Origin of the sequence: Acinetobacter yuyunsongii, assembly GCF_041021915.1 — a bacterium.
Lineage (GTDB): Bacteria > Pseudomonadota > Gammaproteobacteria > Pseudomonadales > Moraxellaceae > Acinetobacter.
Window position 1 is genome coordinate 425,410 of the sequence record NZ_CP157435.1, and the last position, 25,486, is coordinate 450,895.

Genomic DNA, 25,486 nt, shown 5'->3' on the forward strand with positions numbered 1-25,486 from the left:
TTCATGTCATGGCTTGACTAAATTGTCGCCTAATTCAATGTAAAAAGCCATCCGAAGATGGCTTTTTATTTGGATGTTTTAGGGTTTAAAGAAAGCTTGGTAAATGACGAGCAGGGTCAGTCTCACGGGCGGCTTGCGCATCAGCAACAGTCATACCGAGTGCTTTTGCAACACCTTCGCCATAAGCAGGGTGGCAAGCATAGCAGTTTCGGATATGACGATACTTGATAAAGTCCAACGCATCACCCATCGCGCGTGCTGTATTGCCAAATAAGGCATCTTGCTGTTCAGGTGTCATTAACTCGAACAAGGCACGAGGTTGACTGAAGTAGTCATTATCATCTTCACGATAATCCCAGAAGTCTGCATCGCCATTGATTTTCAATGGTGGTTCTTTGTATTGCGGCTGTTCTTGCCATTGGCCGAAGCTGTTAGGTTCATAATGTGGTAAACCACCATAGTTGGCATCAATGCGACCTTGACCATCACGGTGATTACTGTGAACAGGGCAGCGAGCAGCATTCACTGGAATTTGTTGATAGTTCACGCCTAAACGGTAACGTTGCGCATCCGCATAGTTAAATAGGCGTGCTTGCAACATACGGTCAGGTGAAACGCTAATACCTGGTACTAAGTTACTTGGTGCAAAAGCAGATTGTTCAACATCTAGGAAGAAGTTTTCAGAGTTGCGATTGAGTTCAAACTCACCAACTTCAATCAGTGGATAGTCGCCATGAGGCCAAACTTTAGTTAAATCGAATGGATGATATGGAACTTTCTCGGCATCTTGTTCTGGCATGATTTGTACGAAAAGCGTCCATTTTGGATAGTCTTGACGTTCGATGGCATCGAATAAATCGCGTTGATGGCTTTCACGGTCTTGACCCACCAATTCACCAGCTTCTGCATCGGTTAGGTTTTTAATTCCTTGTTGCGTTCTAAAGTGGAATTTCACCCAGAAACGTTCATTGGCTGCATTAATGAAGCTATAGGTATGACTACTAAAACCATGCATATGTCGGTAGCTAGCAGGAATACCGCGATCTGACATTACAATCGTGACTTGATGCAGGGCTTCTGGCAATAAAGTCCAGAAATCCCAATTATTGGTAGCACTGCGTAGATTGGTTTTTGGGTCGCGTTTTACTGCTTTGTTGAGATCTGGGAATTTGCGTGGATCACGTAAGAAGAATACAGGGGTATTATTACCTACCATATCCCAGTTACCTTCTTCAGTATAAAATTTTAAGGCAAAACCACGAATATCTCGTTCAGCATCCGCTGCGCCACGTTCACCTGCAACCGTGGTAAAACGAGCAAACATTTCTGTTTTTTTGCCGACTTCGCTAAAGATTTTAGCGCGAGTATATTGAGTAATATCATGGGTAACTGTAAATGTACCGAATGCACCAGAACCTTTAGCGTGCATACGACGTTCAGGAATCACTTCACGGACAAAGTTGGCAAGTTTTTCATTTAGCCATAAATCTTGGGCTAATAAAGGACCCCGAGCACCTGCTGTCATACTATTTTGATTATCCACCACGGGTGCACCAAAATCAGTGGTTAAGTGGCTATAAGGACATTTTTTATCGTCTTGGCTCATGTTCTATCTCCATCAAGATGACCTGTGAGCTGGGTCATCCGAACTGTTTGACCGTTCAAAGATATGAATGTTTAACCGTATCAGCTACAAAATGGGTATCAAAAATGAAGATGCCTAAATTGATTTGTAATGATGGGGTTTACATCCGTTGTATTTTTACTCTAGATTGATGAAAGTTTTTTTTCCAATGGATTAAAGTTGATGTCATAAATGCTTTATCCGATTGAAGCTGTTTAAATCTTAAATGTGGCAATGAGAATTGTTGAGCAATAAATTGTTAAAATTTGAAAAAGTCCCATTAAAATAACCAATTAAAGGGAATTGAATAGTTCGTTAAGGGTAATTGTATAATCAACTCCCAAATTCAGCTTGTATGCTCATATATAAAAACAGGAGGTTTTTCACCTGTTGCAGTTATGTAAAGGCATGCTTGAAAGGATACCCTAGTTATTTTCTAGGCACTGACCAAACGATTGGATTTTACCATATCGGCCAAGCCGTGGGTTTTAAAGTAGTGCTCAAGCCAGCTTTTAATGACTAATGGGTTATTCATTTGTAGGACATTGTCCAGCAGCTGTTTTGCATCTGCCATTGAGACATGGCAAATTGCCTTTCTCACCCGCAGGATGTTGCTTGAACTCATGGAAAGTGTATTGAAACCCATCGCCATCAGTAGAATGGCAGATAATGGATCTCCTGCCATTTCACCACAGACACTGACTGGTTTTTGATAGATATGACAATCTTCTACTAAACGGTTTAAAGCACGTAAGACAGACGGATGAAAGTGCGAATATACGTTAGCTACATGAGGATTGTTACGATCAACAGCCAATAAATATTGGGTTAAGTCATTGGAACCAACTGAAAAGAAGTCGACTAGCTCCGCAAACTCACCAATCTGGAACAGGACACTTGGAACCTCAACCATGATGCCGATTTTAGGTTTGGTGATCTTTACCTGTTCCTCTTCCTGAACCGCAATCCAGTCACGCTCCAGCAAATAAAGGACTTCCTCCACTTCACTGACACTTGTCACCATCGGTAACAAAATATGCAAATTATTCAAACCAATACTAGCTTTTAGCATGGCACGGATTTGCGCTGAGAAAATTTCAGGATGATCCAGAGTAAAGCGTAGACCACGCCAACCTAATGCCGAGTTTTCTTCTTCAATACTAAAATAAGGCAAATCTTTATCCGCACCGATATCGAGAGTTCGCATAATCACGGGCTTATTGGCAAAATGGCTCAACTGCTGACGATAGATGGCACGTTGTTCTTCTTCACCTGGGAATCGTTCGCGTAGCATGAACGGAATTTCGCTGCGATATAAACCAACACCTTTCGCACCACGTTGCACGCCACGAACAACGTCAATCATCAAACCTGTATTTACGAATAAAGGAATAGAGATACCATCAGGTGTAATCGCATCTTTGGTTTCATATTGCTTCAAATCTTTAGCGATTTGCTCTTCTTCTTTCTGGACTTCTTTATATCGTTGACGTAATCGACGTGGTGGGTTAACAAAAACACGTCCCTGATAGGCATCGACAATCATCTCAATGTCATCAAGGGTGTTGATTGGCAATTCGGTGACACCCACAACGGTTGGAATCCCCAGAGCGCGTGCCACGATTACCATGTGTGAATTGGCAGCGCCTTCAGAAGTCACAATCGCAGCGATTTTATCAACAGGAAGTTCAACTAAAGCCGCCGTACTAATTTCTTCACCAATTAAAATACTGTCTGGGCTAAGTTCACGATGGCTGGAATCCGCCTCCTGTAGGCAGGCCAAAATGCGCCGTCCCAAGTCCTTAAGGTCAGAAACCCGTTCACGTAAGTAATCGTCCTCCATTTGAGCAAATAGCGCCACATGCTTGTCGATGACTTTACGCACCGCACCTTGTGCCCAACTGCCTGCACGAATGTGATCTTTAATCTCACTTGGTAAGGCATTTTCATCTAACATCCGCAAGAACACGCTAAATAACGCACGTTCTTCTGACATCAATGAATCTTGCATTTTCTCATCTAAAGATTGGATCTCTAAACGTACCGCAGCAATCGCTTGATCTAATAGGTCGAGTTCATCACTGATATCTTCAGCTTCACGATCGGGAATTGCAGCAAGATCGGCTGGGGGATAGAGCACGATGGCGCGACCTAATGCAATCCCTCCAGCACCTGAAACCCCTTGGAAGGTTTTGTAAGATGAACCACTGGTTGGTTTGCGGAAAACATCAATATTTCCGACCGCATGTGCATGGGCAATTACCCCTGAGAGTTGCGCACATAAAGTAACGAGAAATGATTCAGCCGCTTCACTAAAGTCTTGAGGTTCTTTATTTTGAACAACTAAAACGCCCATCACTTTACGGCGATACATCACGGGTACGCCAAGAAATGAGTTAAATAGCTCCTCACCTGTTTCAGGCAAATAAGCAAAGCGTTCATGCTTAGGTGCGTTATCTAAGTTTACAATTTCTTCACGGTTACCGACTAAACCGACGAGACCTTCACCAACACTCAAAGAAACATGTCCAACAGCTTCAGGTTTTAAACCTTTTGAAGCCATGAGCACATAGCGTTTATTTCGTTCATCCAATAAATAAATGGAGCATACATCGACATGCATCGCTTCAGCCACATGATTGACCATAATGTCCAAAGAATCATGCAAACTGACGGACGCATTAATTTCTTGCACAATGCGTCTAAGCGTGTCGAGTTGCATGTTTGACATGGATGTTTACTCCAATTTATAAATCGTTATCGGTCTAGTTATAACAGCTCTATGATCAAAAATCATTGCTTAAAGTGATGATTTGTTGACGATTAATGCTACGGTAATTGTAAACACAACTCCATCATGGCCCTGCGGTAAACATCTCTTTTGAAGTTCACTACTTGACCTAATGGATACCAGTAACTCACCCATTGCCATTGATCGAACTCGGGTGGGTCTGATAGATTTAACTGAATATGATGCGGCGATGCCGTTAATTTCAGTAAAAACCACTTTTGCTTTTGTCCAATACATACCGGATCAGAATCTGACCGAATGTACCGATGTGGCAAACGATAACGCAGCCAACTTTTAGTCTGCGCTACTATTTGGACGTGTTCGGGCAATAAACCGACTTCTTCTCTCAGTTCACGATAAAGTGCCTGTTCAGGGGTTTCTCCAAATTGGATCCCTCCTTGTGGAAATTGCCAAGCATTGTGACCAATGCGTTTTGCCCATAAAACTTGTCCGTCATCGTTTGCCAAAATGATCCCGACGTTGGGTCGGAAACCTTCTGAATCGATCATTTGGCTACCTAAATTTTCTCTATATCGTTGACTTTGATCTCGGGGACAGTCACTCTTCACGTCCAACTCGAAAAAGGTCAAAGTAAAATGTTTAAAATTGCTATGATCTTAACGAATTTTTAGTCACTTACGGAAATAGATTTACGTTTTTTTTCTTTATTTTGCATTTAAATGAGCATTTATATGAAATTGGCTTTGTTTGATTTAGATCACACCCTGTTAAATACCGATTCTGACCACTCATGGGGTGAGTTTTTAGTGAATGAAGGTTTGGTTGATCCAGTTCATCATCGTCAAATGAATGATAAATTCTACGAGGACTATAAGGTAGGACAACTTGATCCGATTGCCTATAACGAATTTGTCTTTGAATTTTTGACCAAGCATGACAATACTTATTTAACTGAACTACACCAGTTGTTTATGCAAAAAGTGATTCGTCCCCAAATGCGTCCGAAAGGTTTTGATGCAATTAAAAAGCATCAAGATTTAGGTCATGCGATTGTTGGGATTACTGCAACCAGTGATTTTATTACCGCACCGATTTTTCGTGAATTTGGTATTACTGAAATTATTGCCACCAATGCCGAAGTTCTTGATGGGAAGTATACGGGTAAGGTGACAGGTTTACCTTGTTATCAGAAAGGTAAGCTTGCTCGTTTAGATCAATGGTTAGAGGGAAGAGCAGTTGATGAGTCTTGGGCGTATTCAGATTCGATTAATGATCGTTTTTTGCTTGAATATGCAACCCATGCAATTGCAGTGAATCCTGATGATCGTTTAGAAAAATTGGCGCAAGATCAAGATTGGGATATTCAAGACTGGTCGATCGTATCCGTATAATCTTTACTTTGCTCACATAGTACTTATTATGTTAGAAGAATAGGTATTATGTGAATCGGAAATATCGTGAATAATAAGAATTCAGAGCGTAGACGATATCGCCGCTCAGATTGGGGTGAACAGTTCCTTAGCCAAGGTTTTGATGCCTTGATTAGTGAATTGTTATTCTACTTGATTATCCTTTTATTTGGGGGTGCAATAGGCGGCATTATTTTTGCCTGCATAACGTTTGGATTTGGCGCATTATTTTTGGTTTTACCCTTTGTGATGCTGCTTTATTATGTTGTTAGGAAATTTGTGAAAAAATAAAAAATATTTATCTGATCCATTGAATTTATTGTTATAACACTACTGAATTTATGTCGGGGGTGTTATGAAAAAACAACAAGTTAAACTGCCAAAACAACTTTGGACAGAAGACTGCATTGATCTTACTCGGCATAGTTATCAAGGTAAGTTACTGACAAAAACCGAAGGTTTTAAATTAGGAAAAGCGCAACGTCAAAAAGTTTCACGTGAACAGTTGTCACAACTATCGCAACGACCTAAAGGTCTAACGGCTTTAAATATTTATGATTGGAGTAACCAAGGACGTTTAGAGCAGCTTAAGCCCATTCGTGCCAAGCGTATGAGTGTTTCTCCATTTACCTATTATCGTGGTATGCCTTCTTTAATGTTGTTTGATCAAGCATGGGAGCAGTTTAACTCAGGTTTATTCCAGCAAATTTGTGGGGATTGTCATTTAAGCAATTTTGGTGGTTTTGCCAGTCCTGAACGTAATCTGTTATTTGGAATTAATGATTTTGACGAAACTTTAGTTGCGCCATTTGAGTGGGATTTAAAACGTTTAGCAACCAGTTTTGTGATTGCAGCACGTGATATTGATCTTGCTGATAAAGTCGGTTTAAAAGCCATTAAAACTATGCTGAATAGTTATCGCCAACATCTACTGCAAAATACTGAATTATCACCGCTACAAGTTTGGTATGACAAAGTCGATGCCAGTACGTTGTTAGAAAATACGGAATGTCGAAAACTGAGAAAGAAGCGAGAGAAGCATCTTGATTCAGCACAAAAAAGAAATGCACATTCTATTTTACCAAAGTTAACTGAAAAAAATGAGGATACGGGTTTCAGGTATTTTATTGATGACAAACCACTTTTATGGCACCCCCAAACAAATGAACCTTTTGCCCACAATCTTGATCAATTCTTTTCGTGTTATCGAGATTCATTGAAATTTGATCGACAAGTTTTATTTGATCGTTATCAACGCACAGACGTTGCACTCAAAGTGGTTGGGGTTGGAAGTGTTGGCACACGCTCTGCTGTTGCGCTGTTTCAAGATGCAGATCGAGAGCCATTGATATTACAAATGAAAGAAGCGAATCCTTCAATACTTAGTCCACTTTTCAAAGATAAGGTAGAACATGAAGGTGAGCGAGTCATTCATGGTCAACAATTAATGCAGGCTGCTAGTGATATCTTCTTAGGATTTTCTACATTAGATAAACATTTCTACATCCGTCAGCTTAGAGATATGAAGATTTCTGTGGATTTAACAGATATGGATGACGAATATTTTTATGAATATGCTGAAAGTTGTGGCTTATCGTTGGCGCATGCACATGCAAAATCTGGTAATGCCGATGTTTTGATGGGCTATCTAGGTGAAGGCAACAAGATTGTAGATGTTTTGCAAGAGTATGCCATGCGATATGCTGAGCGCAATTTGAATGATTATCAGCAATTTATGAACGAAATAGCAGATGGCAAGCTTCAAATCGCTGGGGATGAAGCACTTTAAAAATAAGTAGCCAGTTATAGATTTAACGAAATAATTCAAAAGGGTCGAAACATGTTTAAAAAAATGATGTCAAGTTTAGGTATTCAAGGGGTAACTGTAGAAACGCATTTGCATAATCCAACTTTACAAGCGGGTGGAACATTAGAAGGGGAAATTAGTTTTAAAGGCGGCTCATCTGATAAAGAAATCAATAGTTTGTATTTACAATTGATGACCATCGCCGAAGTTGAGTCAGGGGATCATGAATTTAATCAACCTTTGATTTTGGATCAGTGGTTAATCAGTTCAAATTTTTTATTAGCTGCACATCAATCCCATCATATTCCATTTACGATGCAAATCCCATATGAAACGCCTATCACTGAAGTTTCTTGTCGCCGTAATGGGACTCGCGTTTGGATCAATACACATATGGATGTTGATTGGGGGCTAGATGCAACTGATCGTGATTATTTAAGTGTGTTACCCACACCAACCATGCAAGTGTTTTTACAAGCAATGCAACAATGTGGTTTTGTCTTATCGAGTGTCGATGTAGAAAAAGGACAACTCACGGCACGTAATTTTCGATCAACCATTGGTTGCTACCAAGAATTAGAGTTTGTTTCTTCACATCTGTTCAGTGGCTTTAATGAGGTCGAAGTGTCATTTGTTGCAGAAGCACATCAAACGCATGTGATGTTAGAAGTGGATCGAACTTTGCGTTCAGATCAGCTATTGACGATGACACTTCCAAATCAGCAATTGGATGTGGGTCAAGTGACGCAACAAATTCGCCGTTTGTTAAAAATAGGATAATCTATATCATCGATGCCTCCCATAATTATTGGGAGGTTTTAATGTCATATAACTGTCATCTTTTGTTCTTAAGATGACAGTATGAAAATAAAAACAAATCAGGAAGAACATACTTCCAACATGCTTAATGCATTACTCAAATTAGAACGCCAGCAACCGATCATAAAAACACGCTGGATTATTCTGCCGATTTTAGTCTTACTGCTCATGTATAGTTGGCAACAGCAGATATTTACAGCTTGGGTTTTACTCCCATTAATATGGACAATTATTGTTTTAAACCATGTTTTGATCGCCAAGACTCGAAGGAATAAATTAGAGAAGATTGAGCAACTCAACATTGAACCAATATTTTGGAATAAATTAAAACAACAGTATCCCGAACTGAACTTAAAACAATGTCGACTGATTGAACTGGGCTTTAAGGATTATTTGGCATTACACGTGATGCAAAAACAAGCCTATGCCATGCCTTCACATGCAGTCGATGCTTTATGGCATGTGATGTTGCAATATCCGATCCAGTATCAGCAATTATGTGAGCAAACCATAGGTCGAACGTTGAATCATAGCCCTTATGACGGAACAACGAGACCTGAAGAACAAGCAAAGCAATTATTTGAAGCTTGGAAATATAGCTGTATGTTACATGGATATAATCCAAGCAATACGATGCAATTGCCACGACTATTTGCGGTTGATCAGGTGTTGGGTTGGGAAAATAGACAATCGTTTGAACTGGCGCAAATGACTAAAAATTTTGCAAAATATATGCAAGATCAATCATCATCTTCATCCAGTTGTGGCAGTAGCTGTAGCAGTTGTGGCGGAGGCGGTGACTAACTTAGCTTTAGCTAGCCTAGCCAAGTTGCATCATATTGATTAATTCTTCCGCTGCTTTAGATTGAATCCGTGCAGGATGCCACACCATACCCAGTTGACGTTGCATATCGAGATTCAAATCAAGTTGTTTTAAATCTTGATTCACCAACGTTTTAGGTAATACCGACCAACCTAAACCAATAGAAACTAACATCCTGATTGATTCTAAAGGATTGTTGCTCATGCTGATTTTAGGTTTTAAGCTCTTTTTTTCAAACTCTGCTAATGTGATTTGACTGGTATAAGTGTGTGCTGCGGGTAAAAGGCTAGGATAAGCAATCAAATCTTCTAATTTAAGTTGTGATTGTTGTGCTAAAGGATGAAAAGGTGAGGTCACAAAAACCAAAGGATCATTCCAAATCGTCAAGTAGCTTAGTCGTTCATCTCCAATTGGAGGGAGGGTTAAAAAGGCCAGTTCGAGTTCACCTGCTAAAACTTGTTCATGCGCCTGTTCTGAGTCTACAAAATGCACATCTAAAGTGACTTGTGGAAAAGATTGCACAAAAGCTTTCAGTGGGTCTGCGAGATGATGCAATCCGATATGATGACTCGTCCCAATTTTTAAACGACCTTGTACCTGATTCTGCTCATGACTCAGTGTATGGTGAATTTCACCTAATTCATTGAGCCATGTTCTCACTTTCGGTAATAAAGAATGGGCAGCATGGGTAGGTTGAATACCGCGTCCTGCGGATTCAAATAGTTTTACTCCAAAATATTCTTCAAGCGTATGAATTCGTTTGGTCACCGCAGGTTGAGTAATAAATAATTGTTCTGCTGCAATCGAAATTGATCCCGTTTCCATCACTTTTAAAAATGCTTCAAATGCAGCAAGATTCATACAGGCTTACTCAAATAACTTTAAAATATGTGCTCAGATATTGATGTTGAAAATTAGAAATAATTCCAAACTTTTTCATGGAAGAAAAAGGCAAAAGCTTGTACGGTTGGTTCAATTAAACTTAAGGTTGCAGCCATGATTAAATTTCCCGTAATCATATAGGCAACTATCATCGCAACACTAATATGCATGATGTAGTAACTCAAGGTTTTTTTTAAAGTCCGTCGATTGTTAATCACGAATTGCTGAATGTTTGCCATATCGCTCACCATTTCAAATCCTATTTAATTAAATAGTAATGATTATCATTTAAAAAGTAAAAAAGAAATTTCTACTCTCGATGATCGAACTTTTAGATAGATAAGCATTTATCTATTTATTGAAAAAAATTGATGCACAAATGAATTAGGTATTCCAAAAAGTTTGATAACTAATAAAAATGATAAATTAGATTTATGTGAAAGCATTGCTATAATAAATTTAAGATTTAGTTACCCAGTCCTATGACAAGCACGTTGGAGAGCGACGACATGGCAGGCAAGACATTATATGACAAATTATGGGATGACCATTTAGTTAAGCAACGTGATGATGGTTCAAGCTTGATTTATATTGATCGTCATTTATTACATGAAGTGACTAGCCCTCAAGCATTTGAAGGCTTACAACTTGCTGATCGTCAGCCATGGCGTTTAAGTGCCAATGTCGCAACACCTGATCATAACGTTCCAACCTCTAAAAAAGAGCGTGAACAAGGCATTGCTGGAATCGAAGATGATACCTCTCGTATCCAAGTCCAAACTTTAGATGATAACTGTAAGACCTTTAATATCGTTGAATTTGGTATTAATGACATTCGTCAAGGTATCGCCCACGTGGTAGGACCAGAGCAAGGTTTAACTTTGCCGGGTATGACCGTGGTCTGTGGTGATTCACACACAGCTACACATGGCGCATTTGGTTGTTTAGCACACGGTATTGGCACGTCAGAAGTTGAGCATGTGTTAGCAACTCAATGTTTAGTACAGAAAAAATCGAAAAACATGCTTGTTCGTGTTGATGGTGTATTAGGCAAAGGCGTGACGTCGAAAGATGTTGTTTTAGCGATTATCGGCAAAATTGGAACGGCTGGTGGTACAGGCTATGCCATTGAGTTTGGTGGTCAAGTGTTCCGTGATATGTCGATCGAAGGGCGTATGACCGTATGTAACATGGCAATCGAAGCGGGTGCGCGCGTAGGTATGGTTGCTGTTGATGACAAAACCATCGCTTATGTGAAAGATCGTAACTATGCGCCTAAAGGTGAGCAGTGGGATCAAGCCGTAGAATATTGGAATACCTTACACTCAGACGAAGATGCTGTATTTGATGCAGTCGTCGTATTGAATGGTGCTGAGATTGAGCCACAAGTGTCTTGGGGAACTTCTCCAGAAATGGTGATCCCTGTTTCGCAAGCAGTACCGACTTTAGAACAAGCAAAAGATGATGTTCAGCGTAATGACTGGACTCGTGCTTATCAATATATGGGTTTAACTGCTGGTCAAGCGTTGTCTGATATTCAATTAGATCGTGTCTTTATTGGTTCATGCACCAATTCTCGTATTGAAGATATTCGTGCTGCGGCAGATGTCGTGAAAGGGCGTAAAGTTGCATCTAGTATTAAACAGGCGATGATCGTTCCGGGTTCAGGTTTGGTGAAGCAACAAGCAGAACAAGAAGGCTTGGATCAAATTTTCTTGGAGGCTGGTTTTGAGTGGCGTGAACCAGGTTGTTCAATGTGCTTGGCAATGAACGCTGATAAATTACAACCAGGTGAACATTGTGCATCTACTTCGAATCGAAATTTTGAAGGTCGTCAGGGGAACGGTGGTCGTACACATTTGGTAAGCCCAGCAATGGCTGCAGCGGCTGCAATTGCAGGTCATTTTGTTGATGTACGTTCATTCTAAAGGAGCAAAATCATGAAAAAATACACTGTAGAACAAGGTATTGTTGCACCTTTAGATCGTGCAAATGTTGATACTGATTTAATCATTCCAAAACAGTTTTTGAAGTCAATTAAGCGCACAGGTTTTGGCGATAACTTATTTGATGAATTGCGTTATTTAGATGAAGGTTATTTAGGGCAAGATATTAGCAAACGTCCAATTAACCCTGAATTTGTATTGAATAAACCGCGTTATCAAGGTTCAACGATTTTATTGGCACGCACGAATTTTGGTTGTGGCTCTAGCCGTGAGCATGCACCTTGGGCTTTGAATGAGTATGGTTTCCGTACGGTGATTGCTCCAAGCTTTGCAGATATTTTCTTTAATAACTGCTTTAAAAATGGCATGTTGCCTGTGATTTTATCTGAAGAGATTGTTGATCAGTTATTCAAGGAATGTGCTGAAACAGAAGGTTATCAATTGACCATCGATTTAGAGGCACAGGAAGTACGCACGCCAACAGGTCCGGCATTTAAATTTGAAATTGATCCATTCCGTAAGCACTGCTTATTAAATGGTTTGGATGATATTGGCTTAACTTTGCAAGTGGCAGATGATATTCGTGCCTATGAAGAAAAAGCCAAACAGGCGCGTCCTTGGGTGTTTCAAGAGATAGAAGCTTAAGTTTTATTTATATCTCATCAATATAAACATAGCTTAATGTTTTAGTACATTTTAAATATAGCCATAGCGCGGACATGGAACTCTTGTTAACATGCGAGTAGATATATTCGCTTGCATGTTTGCATGATATAGGACTGGGCTTGAATAATGAAAAGAAGACTCCCTCGCAGTATTTTGCTGTGTTTAGGTGTTGGTATGACATTAACCGCATGTCAGAATTCTACGAATATGGTTGATCAGGTTCGTATTGCCCAAAATACAGTAGGCAATCAAGCAGAAAATGCAACTTTGTATTGTTCAGGCGTCGAAAATTGTGAGTTTGAACGAATCAATGATATTGCCGTGATCGATGCCAAATCGCACCGTATTAGCCAACAGGCGATGGAGCAAGGGATTGTACGATTGCATGGTTCGGTTTTTAGTAGAAAACAACAAGTCTACTTAAATGTACCAGCCAAACAATATGAAGTAGTCATTCGCTTTTATCCTATTTCACCAGACCGAGCTGAAACCTTCCATGTGATTCATGCGTTCAAGCCGCATCAAAGCTATACCTTTAAAATGTACCGAGACCGTGCATATCGTTCGGGTAGTTTATTAAATGTTTCTATACCTGAACCCTTATGTGTGGATTTGCAACAAGAACAGCATACTATTCGTCGATTCTGTCGCCCATATGATGTGAGCACAGGTTTGGGTGAATTTGTTGAGAAAAAGATTTAATCGGCTTGCAGTATGAACGCTGCATATATGAAACTGGAAGAATAAATGTCTAAACATATTTTAATTTTAGCAGGCGATGGTATCGGTCCTGAGATTGTTGGTGCAGCTGAGCAAGTACTAACTAAGGTGAATCAAAAATTTAATTTAGGTTTGACATGGGAACAAGGTTTACTGGGGGGGGCAGCAATTGATGCTCACGGTGAACCGTATCCAGCTGTAACAAGCGAACAAGCTAAAAATGCTGATGCCATTTTATTAGGTGCGGTTGGTGGTCCTAAGTGGGATACCATTGAACGTTCGATTCGTCCAGAACGTGGTTTGCTTAAAATTCGTAGCGAATTGAATTTATTCGCAAATTTACGTCCTGCGATTCTTTATCCACAATTGGCTGATGCTTCAAGTTTGAAGCCAGAAATCGTTGCTGGTTTGGATATCCTCATTGTTCGTGAATTAACGGGGGGGATCTACTTTGGTCAACCACGTGGTATTCGCGAATTAGAAAATGGCGAAAAACAAGGCTATAACACTGATGTTTATTCAGAAAGTGAAATCAAGCGTATCGCCAAAGTTGCATTCGAGCTAGCAGGCTTGCGCGGTGGCAAAGTATGCTCGGTTGATAAAGCGAATGTATTGGAAGTGACTGAATTGTGGAAGCAAACGGTTACTGATTTACAGCAAGCACAATATTCAAATATTCAACTCTCGCATATGTATGTTGACAATGCCGCGATGCAGTTAGTGCGTGCACCAAAGCAGTTTGATGTGATCGTTACAGGTAATTTATTTGGTGATATCTTATCTGACGAAGCAGCAATGTTGACAGGTTCGATCGGCATGTTGCCTTCTGCATCTTTAGATGAAAATGGCAAAGGCATGTATGAGCCATGTCATGGTTCTGCGCCAGATATTGCTGGTCAAAATGTTGCTAATCCATTGGCAACTATTCTTTCAGTTGCGATGATGTTACGTTATACCTTCCGTGAAGAAGCTGCAGCAAAAGCAATTGAAGATGCTGTGGGTCAAGTATTAGATCAAGGTTTGCGTACAGCAGATATTATGTCTGAAGGCATGACAAAAGTTGGTACAGATGCTATGGGTGAAGCTGTAGTTTCAGCACTAAACTAAGAATTATAGCCAATAAAAAACGCAGCTTGGGCTGCGTTTTTTTATAACTTAATGTATATGGGCGAACTAACAAGCCTTGCCTTCATAGCGAATAGAGCAAGCAATTTGTTGTTGGTCTAGCTCAAAAATGATGTGACATTTTAAATTGAGATCATAAGTACTATCTGTATTGCCAGCACTTTGAATTGGTATATTTTGAGCACCAAGTTCAGCCGATTGAGCGATAGGAATAGGAATACGAATTGGGCGAATGACAGTGTAAATCAGCTGATTGCTTTGTTTGATTGGTTGGGCGATAGTCTGAAAACCTAGAGGTTTTAAATCGAACGGCTGTTGGATTATGGTTGCAGATTGCCCGATAAAAAGTTGTAAATAATCAGGTAGGCTGGTTCGATTTTGGTATGCAGTGGTACATGCTTGTAAAGATAATATGATTAGAAATAACAAATACTTAAATTTTTATTTTGATTAATCCTTATCCTCTCATCTATGTTTATTCAATCCTTAAATTATGTTGGTGTCGAGTTCATTTGTGTGAATTGATAAAAATATACAAACTAGTCTATTTTTAGGCAATATTCAATTGAGTTCAAATGTGCTTAGATAGATAGGATATTAAGCGATTGAGAAAACTTGATGCACAAATTTATATTTGGACTGATGTGTGGCGCTTTAGCAACATTCAGTCATGCAGATAATTGTGATAAGGCACGCAATACGTATGATGATATTTATTGCACGAATAAAATTTATGCGAGTGCTGATGCTGATTTAAATAAAAATTACCAGCAATTACGTCACCAACTCAATGAGACACAACAAAAGATTCTTAAAAAGTCCCAGCTCGCATGGATTCATCATCGAGATGCAGAATGTACTGATGATCAAAAAAATAGCGTAAGCGTGCAATGTAGACTTACGACGACACAAGAGCGTAATCATTGGTTAGAGGAAAGATTACGTGAGTGTCAAACGGTAGGGTGTAAAACAACACGTTTGAGTGAGTAATAAGAATCAAGCATAAAAAAAGCCACAAACAAAATGTGGCTTTTTTGCATTCACGAATCTCTTAGCGCGCGCGATAAGTGATACGACCCTTTGTTAAGTCATAAGGTGTCATTTCTACTTTTACACTGTCACCCGTCAAAATACGGATATAGTGTTTGCGCATTTTACCAGAAATGTGAGCAATAACTTCGTGACCGTTTTCTAAACGTACACGGAACATCGTATTAGGAAGCGTTTCGGTGACAACGCCTTCGAACTCAATGAGTTCCTCTTTATTGGCCATAGCCTACCTGATGATCAAATTGGAAAGGGGCAAATTATAGTCAATTTATTTGAATTTTACAAGGTGAAGCGTATGTAAACCTTTTAGATCTTTATTCATAAAAACTGTCGGACAATTGACAATCTTTTTTAACAAAAGAAGCAGAATATTGTTGTCAGTTTGGTCAATCAACGTTAATCTAAAATTGTTGTTATTGTTACAAGAACGTATCTACAGGGAAGGGCACTGAGTGGGTCAGTTAACAGATGCATCAGTTGTATTGCGCTTTGGTTATCAGGCAATTCGTAAAGCGGGATTGCCAACTGAAGAGATTCTAACAAAAGCAGGGGTAGCGCTAAATCAAATTGATACCAATGCCAGAACGCCATTAAGTGCGCAAAATGCATTTTGGATTGCTGCACAGGAAGTCAGCAATGATCCTGATATTGGATTGCATTTAGGTGAGCATTTACCACTCTATCGTGGTCAGGTGATTGAGCATCTATTTATTAGTAGTGAAACATTTGGTGAGGGTCTAAAACGAGCTTTAGCTTATCAGCGTTTGATCAGTGATGCTTTTGATGCAAAACTCGTAGTTGAAGATGGTCGTTGTTATCTCACCAACGGTGAACAGTTTTGGTCAGATAATTTAGTCAATCGCCATTTCTCTGAATGTGCGATGTCGGGCATCTTACGTTTCTTTAAATTTATTACTGAAGGTCAGTTTCAGCCAATTTACATCGACTTTAATTTTAGTGATGGTGCTGATGATGATGAATATTTCCGAGTATATGGCTGTCCTGTCAGTCTGGGTCAAAAAGAAACCCGCCTTTATTTTGATGATGCCGTGCTTGATTATCCATTATGGCAAGCTGAACCAGAACTACTACAATTACATGAACAACTAGCGATTGAGAAATTACAAGAGCTTGCACGGTATGATTTGGTTGGTGAAGTTCGCCGTGCCATTGGTTCAACTTTAGAAAGTGGTGAAACTACGTTAGAAACAGTTGCAGCTCAATTAAGCATCACGCCACGACGCTTAAGAACACAGCTTAGCGAGGCGAATACAAGCTTCCAGCAAATCCTTTCAGATTATCGTTGCCGCCTAGCGAAGAAATTATTGGCGAATACCAATGAAAGTGTAGAAAGAATTGTGTATTTAACGGGTTTTTCTGAACCAAGTACGTTCTATCGTGCATTTAAGCGTTGGACGAATGAAACCCCTGTCGAATATCGTAAGCGTAAACAGCGTTAATTTTTCTAAGAAAAAAGCCTTATCTCCCGATAAGGCTTTTTTTATTCAGGCAGATTTAACCATTGGGGACCTAAAGGCAGCTGTGGTAAATCAAACTCATCAGGATAATAGGACTGAATAAAATATAAACCATCAGGTGGGGCGGTGATGCCTGCCGCTGTACGGTCTTCTGCGGCAAACATGGTATCGATATGATCAATCTCGTACATACCTTGTCCGATTTCTAGTAAACATCCCATGATATTGCGTACCATATGATGTAAAAATCCATCGGCTTGAATATCTAATACTAAATAGCGTCCATGTTCAAATAGACGGCAGTGTTTTACATGACGTATGGGTTGATTGGATTGACAGGCAGCAGCTCGGAAGGTCTCGAAGTTATGCGTTCCCTCAAATTTTGCTGCAGCGACAATCATCTTCGGTACATCTAATTTTTGATAAAGATGAGTGACTTGTTTATACAATAGTGCAGGACGGGTGGGTGCGTTATAGACGACATAACGATAACGTCGTGCAGTGGCTTTGAACCGTGCATGGAAGTTCTCATCCATGCATTTAATCCATTGAATTGAAATATCTTTTGGAAGTTGACTATTGGTGCCACGAATCCAACCTTGCTCTGGGCGAATGGCTTCGGTGTCGAAATGAGCCACCATATTGGTTGCATGTACACCAGCATCAGTTCGTCCAGCACCATGCAAAATAATGGGCTCATTGGCAATACGGCTCAGTACTTTCTCGATGGTCTCTTGAACAGTTACAACGCCAGGCTGCTGGGTTTGCCAACCACGGTATTGCGTGCCACAAAATTCAATACCGATTGCATAACGTTGCATGTTTTAACCTCAAATATTAATGCTGATGCCAATTCGCGAACCATTGTTCGTGGCTCGGATATTTTAAATAGATTTGCAAGACTTTTGCATATAAATCAGCATGGCTATGGCAATCATTGATTAAAACTTTGGCAGATTGAATCCATGAACTGACGGCATAGCGTTGATCTAGTTGCCCAAAGGTCACTTGGGTGCTGATGATAGGCAGACATTTTTTTTGATACAGTTGCTCAAACAGTATCAGAATTTCGTCATTTACTGCAATATTGCCTGTGCCAAATCCTTGTAGAATCAAGAAATTTGGTGGGTTAAGCAGAATATTTTTTAACTGTAGAATGAGTTGTTCTTTTGCAATCGGCTGCAACATCAAATTTAGGATGCTGAGTTCAGTTGCTTGCTGAATATATTCATTTTGAACAACAAGAAAATCTGCTGTGGTTTGACATCTTTGATCTGCTTTAACACCGACGAAAGCATCCAACTCAGTGGTATGTGCTTTTAAGGTCGTTTGTGCGTGAAAAACTTGTTCATGGAACGCCAGATAAACACCCGTTGGCAAAGAGAGGACTTGCTCTAATGCTAAATATAGGTTGCCTGTGGCATCTGTAAATTCACGGGTATCATTGCCTTCAACATTCAATAATGGGTATTGGCTACCTGTAATGATGGCATGACAAGAATGTCCCAAGAAACGAGCAAGTGTTGCTGCAGCGTAACTTAAAGTATCTGTCCCATGAATAATGACAAAATGTTGAAAACCATTGAGTTGCAATTGCTGGATTTGTTGTACCAACTTTAGCCAATCCGTTGCGGTGCAGGCACTACTGTCTTTGATACTAGGCGCAGCGAAGCATTCGACCTGTAAATGAGGTGGAATGATCTTAGCTAGTAAAGGTAGAAAATCCTGTTCTGGCATCGGCATCAATGGTTCGCCAACGCAACCAAACGTCCCACCCATATAAATTAAAGCGATTTTTTTCATCATAAAAAAAGCAGTCTGAGAGACTGCTTATATTAGACCGATCAAATTCAGGAAGCTATTTTATTCAGTAAACTTTGTGAATGTTGTTGTTGCTCTGCATTAAATGACGGGCTATTTTTTAATAATTCACGTGCAGAATCATAAGCGCCCAATTCAATATATTGCTCAGCAAGTTCTAAATTGAGCTGTGCTTCATCAAGCTGTTGTAAATCAGGAAATGATTGTACAAGAGGGTCATTGATTGCAACAGATGTAGTTTGAAGCGAGGTTTGAACAGGTTCAAGTTCAACAACTGATTCTGTAACTGTTTCTGTAACTTCAACTTGCTTGTTTTCTGTCGGTTCAAAACTAAAATCTAACGTTGGCGCTGCTTCAGTTTTTTGTTCTGTAACTTCTAAGTTTGAAAAATTGAAATCTAATTCAGGCTTTGCTTCTTCAACTACAGGAGAAGTTGCAGGTGCAGCGTCTAAATTGAATGAGAATTCTAAAGGAGCAGGCTCTTTATTCTCTTGTTGCTCGATTGTTGGCGTAGCTTCGGTTGTTTCCTTTTTCTCAAAGGAAAAATTAAAATCTAATGGCTGAACTTCTGGGACTGGTTCAACTGGTTTAGCTTCTTCTGCTGGTGCAACATATCCAGATTGTAAATCATCAAATGATTGTGACGTTTTTGATGCCGCTAATGCGTCAAAATCTGCGTTGTTTTGCTCTTTTGCTAAACTATCTGATGTAATGGTTTGCAGGAAATGGCTTGAGCCTGAATTGAACTTAATTGCATCAGGTTGTTTATTTTTTTCATATTCACGTTGTTTTGCTTCAGCAGCTTGAGCAATATCATCAAGTTTCAAAGCATGAATATGTTTGATCAATTGATCAATTGCAAAATCATCTTTTTGAGCTAAGTGAATATCAAGGAGAAATAAATATAACTCATGTTGGGAGTTATCTTGTTTTAAAATCTGATTGATTTGTGCTTCTGCGCTTTGATAATTGCCGCTTTGAATTTGCTGTTCAATTTTCTGGCGTAAAGACTCTGGAATCGCGGTTGCGGCGGCTGGAACAGATTCTTGTTCTTCACGTGCTAATGTCGTACGTGAAGTTTTAGTTGTAGCTGCTTTCTTCGCTGATTTTGCTGTAGCACCTTTTTTAGATGTTGCAGTAGTTTGGTTGTCACTGCGTTTTTTTAAAACGATTGCAACAACTAATACGACGATTAGCAGTACAATTATTATAGTTGACATGATCTATACCCCTTAAAGATAGAGCCGCTTTGTTGCAAATTTATGAGAATCTTCTCGTAACCTAGCGTGTTGGCTTTTTAGTTTCCTGCTGCACTTTCAACTGATCTTGTAACTCTGCAAGCCGAGCATTTAATAGCTGAATACGTTGTTCCTTATTGCGTAATGCCAATTCTAACTGTGTTACGTTTCTTTGTAATGTAACGGTTTTTTCTCGTGCTGTCATAACTTTTAATGATAAATCTGCACTGGTTTTTTGCTGTAATGTGTCTTTTTTCGCACTTCCATTGCTTGAATCTTGGTTACTTTCAGCGACCAGTGACATTTCAGCTTGCTGCAGGCGATATTTGGCTTGACCTGATCGAGGATGTGTTGTCTGTGCTGCTATTTGATTTATAGCTGTATTCTGACGAGATGGTGTTGTATTTAGATTGAAATTTAAACGAGACCCTTGTCTTAAATGATTTGCATTGCCACCAATAAAAGCATGCTCATTCTGTGCTTTGATCTGATTCATAACTTTAGCAACAGGCTGTTGTGTTTGTGATGCGATTTGTTGCGCAATACTCCACAAAGATTCATTACGCTGCACGACATGCTGTTGAGCTGAGTTATTAGATGCAGTCATGGAATTGCTATTTGTGGCAGGTGCTTTCTTTTTAGCTTGTTGTGCAGTTTGTGTAGGTTGTTGTTTTTTAAATTTCTCTTGTGGTTCGGCTGGCTTTGTATCGAGTGGTTTTGATTTTTTTTCGATTGGTGTTGGTGGTTGACTCGCAGTTTGAACTGGCTGAGCTGCGACTTGAACAATAGGCTGTTTAGTCATGGTAGGCGTTGGATTTGATTCAACTTTTACTGGTGCAGTCGTATTTATATTATTTGTTTCGATTTTAGGGCTAATTTTTGCAGTTGCAGTGTCCTGATTTTGGCTTGGTATCGGCGTTGTAACAACGGATATTGCTACTGGAGAGCTTTGCTTTGATTGTGAGCTATTTAATATGGGTGGTAAAGCTGAGGAGACATTTAATAAATTTTCTTGCTTTAAATTAAGCTCTTTTACATTTGTTGCAATCGGTGAACTGAAGCGAGTGCTTTCGGGTAAATTGAGCGCAATATCTTTTTCACTGACAATATATTTAGGTGAAAGTGTTTTTTCATTCGCAGCTGCTTTAGCGGATATCGCTCTCGAACTTTGTCCTATAGGTTGCTTAATATGCTTTAAATGTGATGCACCACTTTCTTGTATTTTAAGAATAATATTAAGTTCACTGTCTGTCATTGGACGTGTAGAAGTGATCACAATCACCCCTTCACCTTGTGAATTGCGACGTGTATAAAAATTTAGGCCACTCGGAGGCTGATGAGCAGCACCCATCATTAAAAGATCTTCAGGTGTTGCTAAGCCTACATCTAATTTTGCGGTAGGATCAGCTTGATGAAAACTCATTTCTGCGTAGAGTAATTCACCAGGTGCAGATTGGATTTGCAATGGATCGAGTGTAATCGCATAAAGGTGTTGCGAAGAAATGATGGCTAAAATGGCAACTTTTAATTTGTTATAAACAGTCATCTCGATCCATGAAAAAGTGATGTTTTAGTCAATTCAAAAGTATACATTACCGTGATGTAAATGAATTGTAAAATATTCATGTTTGATAAAAAACAAAAGCCGATCAAATGTGATCGGCTTTTGTTTTTTAAATGTTTTTGCTTAAGCGTTCTTGTATTCAACCAAAATACGAAGCATACGACGTAAAGGTTCAGCAGCACCCCAAAGTAGCTGATCGCCTACTGTAAATGCACCTAAATATTCTTTACCCATATTGAGCTTACGTAAACGACCAACTGGAACTGTTAAAGTACCCGTCACAGCAACAGGAGTAAGGTCAGTCATAGAGGCTTCACGGGTATTTGGAACTACTTTCGCCCATTGGCTTGATTGACGAATCATATCTTCGATTTCATCAAGCGCAACATCTTTTTTCAACTTCAAAGTAATGGCTTGAGAGTGACAACGCATTGCACCAATACGAACACAATGACCATCAATAGGAACAATCTGTTGATTGCCTAAGATCTTGTTGGTTTCAACTTGACCTTTCCATTCCTCTTTTGACTGACCACTTTCAAGCTGTTTATCGATATATGGGATCAATGAACCTGCTAATGGCACACCAAAGTTAGACTTTGGAAAACCTTCGCCACGTTGCAACTCGGCAATTTGACGGTCAATATCAAGAATTGCAGATTTTGGATCATCCAATAACGTTTTAGTATTGTTATATAAATAGCCCATTCCAGTGATCAATTCACGCATGTTTTGCGCGCCCGCACCAGAAGCTGCTTGATAAGTCATCGAAGTTGCCCATTCCACTAAATTATTTTGGAACAGAGAGCCTAAACCCATCAACATTAAAGAAACTGTACAGTTACCGCCAACGAAAGTTTTAGTGCCGTTGACTAAACCATCTTTAATCACGTTTAAATTGACTGGATCAAGTACGATGATCGCATCATCTGCCATACGTAGTGTAGATGCTGCATCAATCCAGTAACCATCCCAACCTTCAGCTTTTAGCTTAGGGAAAATTTCAGATGTATAATCACCACCTTGACAGGTTAAAATGACATCCATTTGCTTCAGACTGTTAATGTCTGACGCATCCATAAGTGCTGGTGCAGTCTTACCACCAAATGAAGGCGCTTCGCCACCTGCATTACTGGTAGAAAAATAGAATGGCTCAATATGAGCAAAATCATTCTCTTCAACCATACGTTGCATAAGGACAGAACCCACCATCCCACGCCAACCGACCAGACCTACTTTCATGTCATTGTGCCTCGGTATTTCAAAAAAATTTTAAGGGGTTTGAGTGTATCAAAAGCGACCACAACTGCAAGCTTTACGTAAATAAAACGATAATTTAATTGAGTGAAATAATTTGTTTGTATTAGATAGAAAATTGATAAAGCCATAACTTTATTGAGAATCTAAGACATCCCCTCGAGAAAAATGAACATGATATGGATTCAGATTTGTGCAGTATTGGTTATATGGCTTTCGTTTTGGTCATTAATCCCCAGAGGTGAGTGGTGGTTTAGAGGTGCAGACTTTCCGCGCTTACAGATTCTGGCACTCGGTCTCTTCTCCTTTTTTGCAATGTTATTTGCCATTCCCAAATGGACCTTGACTACCGAGTTGCTGTTTGTTGGACTGGTCGCAGCAATCGCTTATCAGTTGAAAATGGTTCTTCCATATACCCCGATTTGGAAAAAACAAGTTCAAAAAGTTAAGCCTGAGCAAATCAATGAAAACCAGCAAATCTCATTGCTGGTTGCCAATGTGTTGACGCCAAATGATAAATATCATTTATTACTTGAGCATATAGACACATTAAAACCTGATGTTGTGCTGACATTAGAGTCAGATTCAAGTTGGCAAAATGCGTTAGTTCACATTGAACAAGATTATCCTTATCGCGTGCCCGTACCTTTAGATAACTTATATGGTATGCATCTATATAGTCGCTTGCCATTGCACGATACAGAAGTGAAATTTATCTTAAGTGATGAAATTCCATCTATACACGCTTCGGTAACATTACGTTCAGGTATCCAAGTACAGTTATATTGTTTACACCCTAAACCACCAAGCCCAACTGAAGCTAAAGATTCAACTTTAAGAGATGCCGAGCTTTTAATTATTGGCGATCGAATAAAAGATTTGGATGAAAGTTGTATTGTCATGGGGGATCTTAATGATGTGGCATGGTCACGCACCACGCGATTATTTCAACGAATCAGTGGTTTGCTAGATCCACGGGTAGGTCGCTATTTCATGAATACTTTTCACGCAGATTATCGGCTTTTACGTTGGTCTTTAGATCATATCTTTCATAGTACCGACTTTGGCTTAGTGGAAATGAAACGTTTATCTCATATAGGTTCTGATCATTTTCCAATTTATGTCGTTTTACAGACGGGTCGTATTTTTGAGCAACAGCAGGAAGAACTAGAACAAAGCGCTGAAGATGAACAAGAGGCTCAAGAAGCGATTCGGGATGGTATAGAAAAAGCAGAACAAGAGCACAAGCAAGTTGTTGATGAATTGGCTCAGCCTTATAAGTGACTCAATAGAATGAAATGGTAAATATCGTGATGTAAGCAATATCGTACATTGATTTAAGTCTACGGCGAATAGTCGAGTTTGATCAAAAGATTTATTCTAAATACATCAGCACATGGACGCAGGAATGGATTTCCGTTTAAGGATAGCGACGCTGAGATGGAAAATGCATTATGGATATGATGCATGCGATGGAAGCAAGATAATAACAAAGATGTGAAAGCACAACCTCATTTGCCCGAGTTTTGCAGGATGTGAAACTCGGGTTTTAATTTTCTCTAAATATTAATAAATTTTTTCGTAACCTTCTGCTCGGGTTTTGAATCTACGGTGAAACCACATCCATTGAGTTGGTGCGATACGCAATTGAGCCTCAATGATTCTATTCACCCGAATTGCATCATCGAGTTCATTTTCACTCGGCATATTTTCAACAATAGGCTCAATCAAAACTTTGTATTGTGGATTACGAACATCACCATAACGATAAAAATAAAGCGGGATTGCAACAGATTTGGAGATTTTTAATAGACGACGATGTGCAGTAACAGTTGCAGCAGGAACACCAAAAAAAGGCGCCATCACACCTTGTTTTAAGCCAAAATCTTGGTCTGGACTATACCAAATCGCACCGCCATCTTTTAAGCGACGAACTAAGCCTCGCATATCATCATGATCAATTTGCTGTTGATAAATGGTTGCGCGACAACGATAAATCAGCATATCCAACATCGGATTATTCTGAGGACGATAGACCACATCAGGCTCAAAATATTGAGCACAAATATAACCACCGGCATCCAATAAAGTACTGTGTGTACCTAGCAATAAGATACCTTTGCCTTGAGCTTTGGCTGAGTTGATGTGCTCTAGCCCTTCAATACTATGGCGTCCTTTAAACCAATTTGGACAATACCAAGCATTCAATGTTTCAAATACACCCAACATCATGTCGACAAACACTTGTTTTGCTTGTGCTTCAACCTCAACAGGAGACCATTCTGGGAAGCAAACTTCCAGATTTCTGATTGTGGTTTTTCGACGTGATTTGAGCAAGTGCCAGCATAATGAGGCTAAACCATGTGCCAATCGCCATTGAATTGCCCAAGGTAAGATTGCTAAGAGCATGAGAAAAGTGATGGCGATCCAGATTTTCCAATACTTAGGGAGTAAAAATTCCCATTGAAACTCACCAGGAATATAAGACGATTGTTGGCTCATAAA

General features: G+C 39.6%; 25 protein-coding genes. 12 read left to right on the forward strand and 13 right to left on the reverse strand.

Annotation, left to right across the window (positions count from 1 at the left end):
- Positions 1–85: 85 nt before the first annotated feature.
- From ABLB98_RS02025 to ABLB98_RS02035, 3 genes are all read right to left on the reverse strand, one after another.
- The gene (locus ABLB98_RS02025) at positions 86–1,606 is read right to left on the reverse strand and encodes a catalase (RefSeq protein WP_348882661.1); all 1,521 of its coding nucleotides are present in this window, start codon (positions 1,604–1,606) and stop codon (positions 86–88) included.
- A 454-nt stretch (positions 1,607–2,060) separates the two neighbouring features.
- Positions 2,061–4,355 (reverse strand): phosphoenolpyruvate--protein phosphotransferase, encoded by a 2,295-nt coding sequence (gene ptsP / locus ABLB98_RS02030; protein WP_348882662.1) that lies wholly within the window; start codon positions 4,353–4,355, stop codon positions 2,061–2,063.
- 98 nt (positions 4,356–4,453) lie between these two features.
- Positions 4,454–4,924 (reverse strand): RNA pyrophosphohydrolase, encoded by a 471-nt coding sequence (locus tag ABLB98_RS02035; RefSeq protein ID WP_005162709.1) that lies wholly within the window; start codon positions 4,922–4,924, stop codon positions 4,454–4,456.
- A 183-nt stretch (positions 4,925–5,107) separates the two neighbouring features.
- Here ABLB98_RS02035 and ABLB98_RS02040 point away from each other — a divergent pair, with 183 nt between their 5' ends.
- The 5 genes from ABLB98_RS02040 (at position 5,108) to ABLB98_RS02060 (ending at position 9,215) form a co-directional block, all read left to right on the forward strand.
- Entirely contained in the window at positions 5,108–5,767 is a 660-nt protein-coding gene (locus tag ABLB98_RS02040; RefSeq protein ID WP_348882663.1) for an HAD family hydrolase, read from the forward strand.
- A gap of 66 nt (positions 5,768–5,833) precedes the next feature.
- Positions 5,834–6,076, forward strand: a complete 243-nt coding sequence (locus tag ABLB98_RS02045; RefSeq protein ID WP_004916632.1) for a hypothetical protein — start codon at positions 5,834–5,836, stop codon at positions 6,074–6,076.
- Between the two features lie 64 nt (positions 6,077–6,140).
- Positions 6,141–7,574 carry a DUF2252 domain-containing protein gene (locus ABLB98_RS02050; RefSeq protein WP_348882664.1) on the forward strand — a complete coding sequence of 478 codons (1,434 nt, stop codon included), beginning with the start codon at positions 6,141–6,143 and terminating at the stop codon, positions 7,572–7,574.
- A gap of 51 nt (positions 7,575–7,625) precedes the next feature.
- Positions 7,626–8,372 (forward strand): sporulation protein, encoded by a 747-nt coding sequence (locus ABLB98_RS02055; RefSeq protein WP_348882665.1) that lies wholly within the window; start codon positions 7,626–7,628, stop codon positions 8,370–8,372.
- An 81-nt stretch (positions 8,373–8,453) separates the two neighbouring features.
- Positions 8,454–9,215 (forward strand): hypothetical protein, encoded by a 762-nt coding sequence (locus ABLB98_RS02060; RefSeq protein WP_348882666.1) that lies wholly within the window; start codon positions 8,454–8,456, stop codon positions 9,213–9,215.
- A 16-nt stretch (positions 9,216–9,231) separates the two neighbouring features.
- Here ABLB98_RS02060 and ABLB98_RS02065 read toward each other — a convergent pair whose 3' ends face one another.
- Positions 9,232–10,095 carry a LysR family transcriptional regulator gene (locus ABLB98_RS02065; RefSeq protein ID WP_087536324.1) on the reverse strand — a complete coding sequence of 288 codons (864 nt, stop codon included), beginning with the start codon at positions 10,093–10,095 and terminating at the stop codon, positions 9,232–9,234.
- A 53-nt stretch (positions 10,096–10,148) separates the two neighbouring features.
- A complete protein-coding gene (locus ABLB98_RS02070; RefSeq protein ID WP_087536325.1) occupies positions 10,149–10,355 on the reverse strand; it encodes a DUF2061 domain-containing protein in 207 nt (68 codons plus the stop codon).
- A 270-nt stretch (positions 10,356–10,625) separates the two neighbouring features.
- Between ABLB98_RS02070 and leuC the strand changes: the two genes are divergently transcribed.
- From leuC to leuB, 4 genes are all read left to right on the forward strand, one after another.
- A complete protein-coding gene (gene leuC, locus ABLB98_RS02075; RefSeq protein ID WP_005218472.1) occupies positions 10,626–12,044 on the forward strand; it encodes a 3-isopropylmalate dehydratase large subunit in 1,419 nt (472 codons plus the stop codon).
- A 12-nt stretch (positions 12,045–12,056) separates the two neighbouring features.
- Positions 12,057–12,707: a 3-isopropylmalate dehydratase small subunit gene (gene leuD / locus ABLB98_RS02080; RefSeq protein WP_348882667.1), complete on the forward strand. Its 651-nt coding sequence runs from the start codon at positions 12,057–12,059 to the stop codon at positions 12,705–12,707.
- Positions 12,708–12,854: 147 nt separating this feature from the next.
- The gene (locus ABLB98_RS02085) at positions 12,855–13,430 is read left to right on the forward strand and encodes a hypothetical protein (RefSeq protein WP_348882668.1); all 576 of its coding nucleotides are present in this window, start codon (positions 12,855–12,857) and stop codon (positions 13,428–13,430) included.
- 45 nt (positions 13,431–13,475) lie between these two features.
- Positions 13,476–14,555 carry a 3-isopropylmalate dehydrogenase gene (gene leuB, locus ABLB98_RS02090; protein ID WP_005218467.1) on the forward strand — a complete coding sequence of 360 codons (1,080 nt, stop codon included), beginning with the start codon at positions 13,476–13,478 and terminating at the stop codon, positions 14,553–14,555.
- Between the two features lie 66 nt (positions 14,556–14,621).
- On the opposite strand, the gene ABLB98_RS02095 is transcribed toward leuB, so the two are convergent.
- The gene (locus tag ABLB98_RS02095; RefSeq protein ID WP_348882669.1) at positions 14,622–15,002 is read right to left on the reverse strand and encodes a hypothetical protein; all 381 of its coding nucleotides are present in this window, start codon (positions 15,000–15,002) and stop codon (positions 14,622–14,624) included.
- A gap of 189 nt (positions 15,003–15,191) precedes the next feature.
- Between ABLB98_RS02095 and ABLB98_RS02100 the strand changes: the two genes are divergently transcribed.
- A complete protein-coding gene (locus ABLB98_RS02100; RefSeq protein WP_004659107.1) occupies positions 15,192–15,563 on the forward strand; it encodes a lysozyme inhibitor LprI family protein in 372 nt (123 codons plus the stop codon).
- Between the two features lie 61 nt (positions 15,564–15,624).
- Here the strand turns inward: ABLB98_RS02100 and infA are convergent, their stop codons facing one another.
- Complete coding sequence (gene infA, locus ABLB98_RS02105) at positions 15,625–15,846, reverse strand: translation initiation factor IF-1 (protein WP_001284370.1); 222 nt, start codon at positions 15,844–15,846, stop codon at positions 15,625–15,627.
- A 229-nt stretch (positions 15,847–16,075) separates the two neighbouring features.
- On the opposite strand from infA, the gene ABLB98_RS02110 reads away from it, so the two are divergent.
- Complete coding sequence (locus tag ABLB98_RS02110; RefSeq protein WP_087542943.1) at positions 16,076–17,083, forward strand: AraC family transcriptional regulator; 1,008 nt, start codon at positions 16,076–16,078, stop codon at positions 17,081–17,083.
- Positions 17,084–17,124: 41 nt separating this feature from the next.
- Here ABLB98_RS02110 and truA read toward each other — a convergent pair whose 3' ends face one another.
- The 5 genes from truA to asd all read right to left on the reverse strand — a co-directional run bounded on the left by truA (position 17,125) and on the right by asd (position 22,966).
- Positions 17,125–17,922 carry a tRNA pseudouridine(38-40) synthase TruA gene (truA, locus tag ABLB98_RS02115; protein WP_087542941.1) on the reverse strand — a complete coding sequence of 266 codons (798 nt, stop codon included), beginning with the start codon at positions 17,920–17,922 and terminating at the stop codon, positions 17,125–17,127.
- A gap of 16 nt (positions 17,923–17,938) precedes the next feature.
- Positions 17,939–18,907 carry an asparaginase domain-containing protein gene (locus ABLB98_RS02120; RefSeq protein WP_348882670.1) on the reverse strand — a complete coding sequence of 323 codons (969 nt, stop codon included), beginning with the start codon at positions 18,905–18,907 and terminating at the stop codon, positions 17,939–17,941.
- A gap of 44 nt (positions 18,908–18,951) precedes the next feature.
- The gene (locus ABLB98_RS02125) at positions 18,952–20,142 is read right to left on the reverse strand and encodes a FimV domain-containing protein (protein ID WP_348882671.1); all 1,191 of its coding nucleotides are present in this window, start codon (positions 20,140–20,142) and stop codon (positions 18,952–18,954) included.
- Positions 20,143–20,203: 61 nt separating this feature from the next.
- Positions 20,204–21,706, reverse strand: coding sequence for a FimV domain-containing protein (locus tag ABLB98_RS02130; RefSeq protein WP_348882672.1), 1,503 nt, complete (start codon positions 21,704–21,706; stop codon positions 20,204–20,206).
- Between the two features lie 141 nt (positions 21,707–21,847).
- Positions 21,848–22,966: an aspartate-semialdehyde dehydrogenase gene (gene asd, locus ABLB98_RS02135; protein ID WP_004659097.1), complete on the reverse strand. Its 1,119-nt coding sequence runs from the start codon at positions 22,964–22,966 to the stop codon at positions 21,848–21,850.
- A 189-nt stretch (positions 22,967–23,155) separates the two neighbouring features.
- Here asd and ABLB98_RS02140 point away from each other — a divergent pair, with 189 nt between their 5' ends.
- Positions 23,156–24,265 carry an endonuclease/exonuclease/phosphatase family protein gene (locus tag ABLB98_RS02140; protein ID WP_348882673.1) on the forward strand — a complete coding sequence of 370 codons (1,110 nt, stop codon included), beginning with the start codon at positions 23,156–23,158 and terminating at the stop codon, positions 24,263–24,265.
- Positions 24,266–24,547: 282 nt separating this feature from the next.
- Here ABLB98_RS02140 and ABLB98_RS02145 read toward each other — a convergent pair whose 3' ends face one another.
- Positions 24,548–25,483: a hypothetical protein gene (locus ABLB98_RS02145; RefSeq protein ID WP_004659087.1), complete on the reverse strand. Its 936-nt coding sequence runs from the start codon at positions 25,481–25,483 to the stop codon at positions 24,548–24,550.
- Positions 25,484–25,486 lie beyond the last annotated feature (3 nt).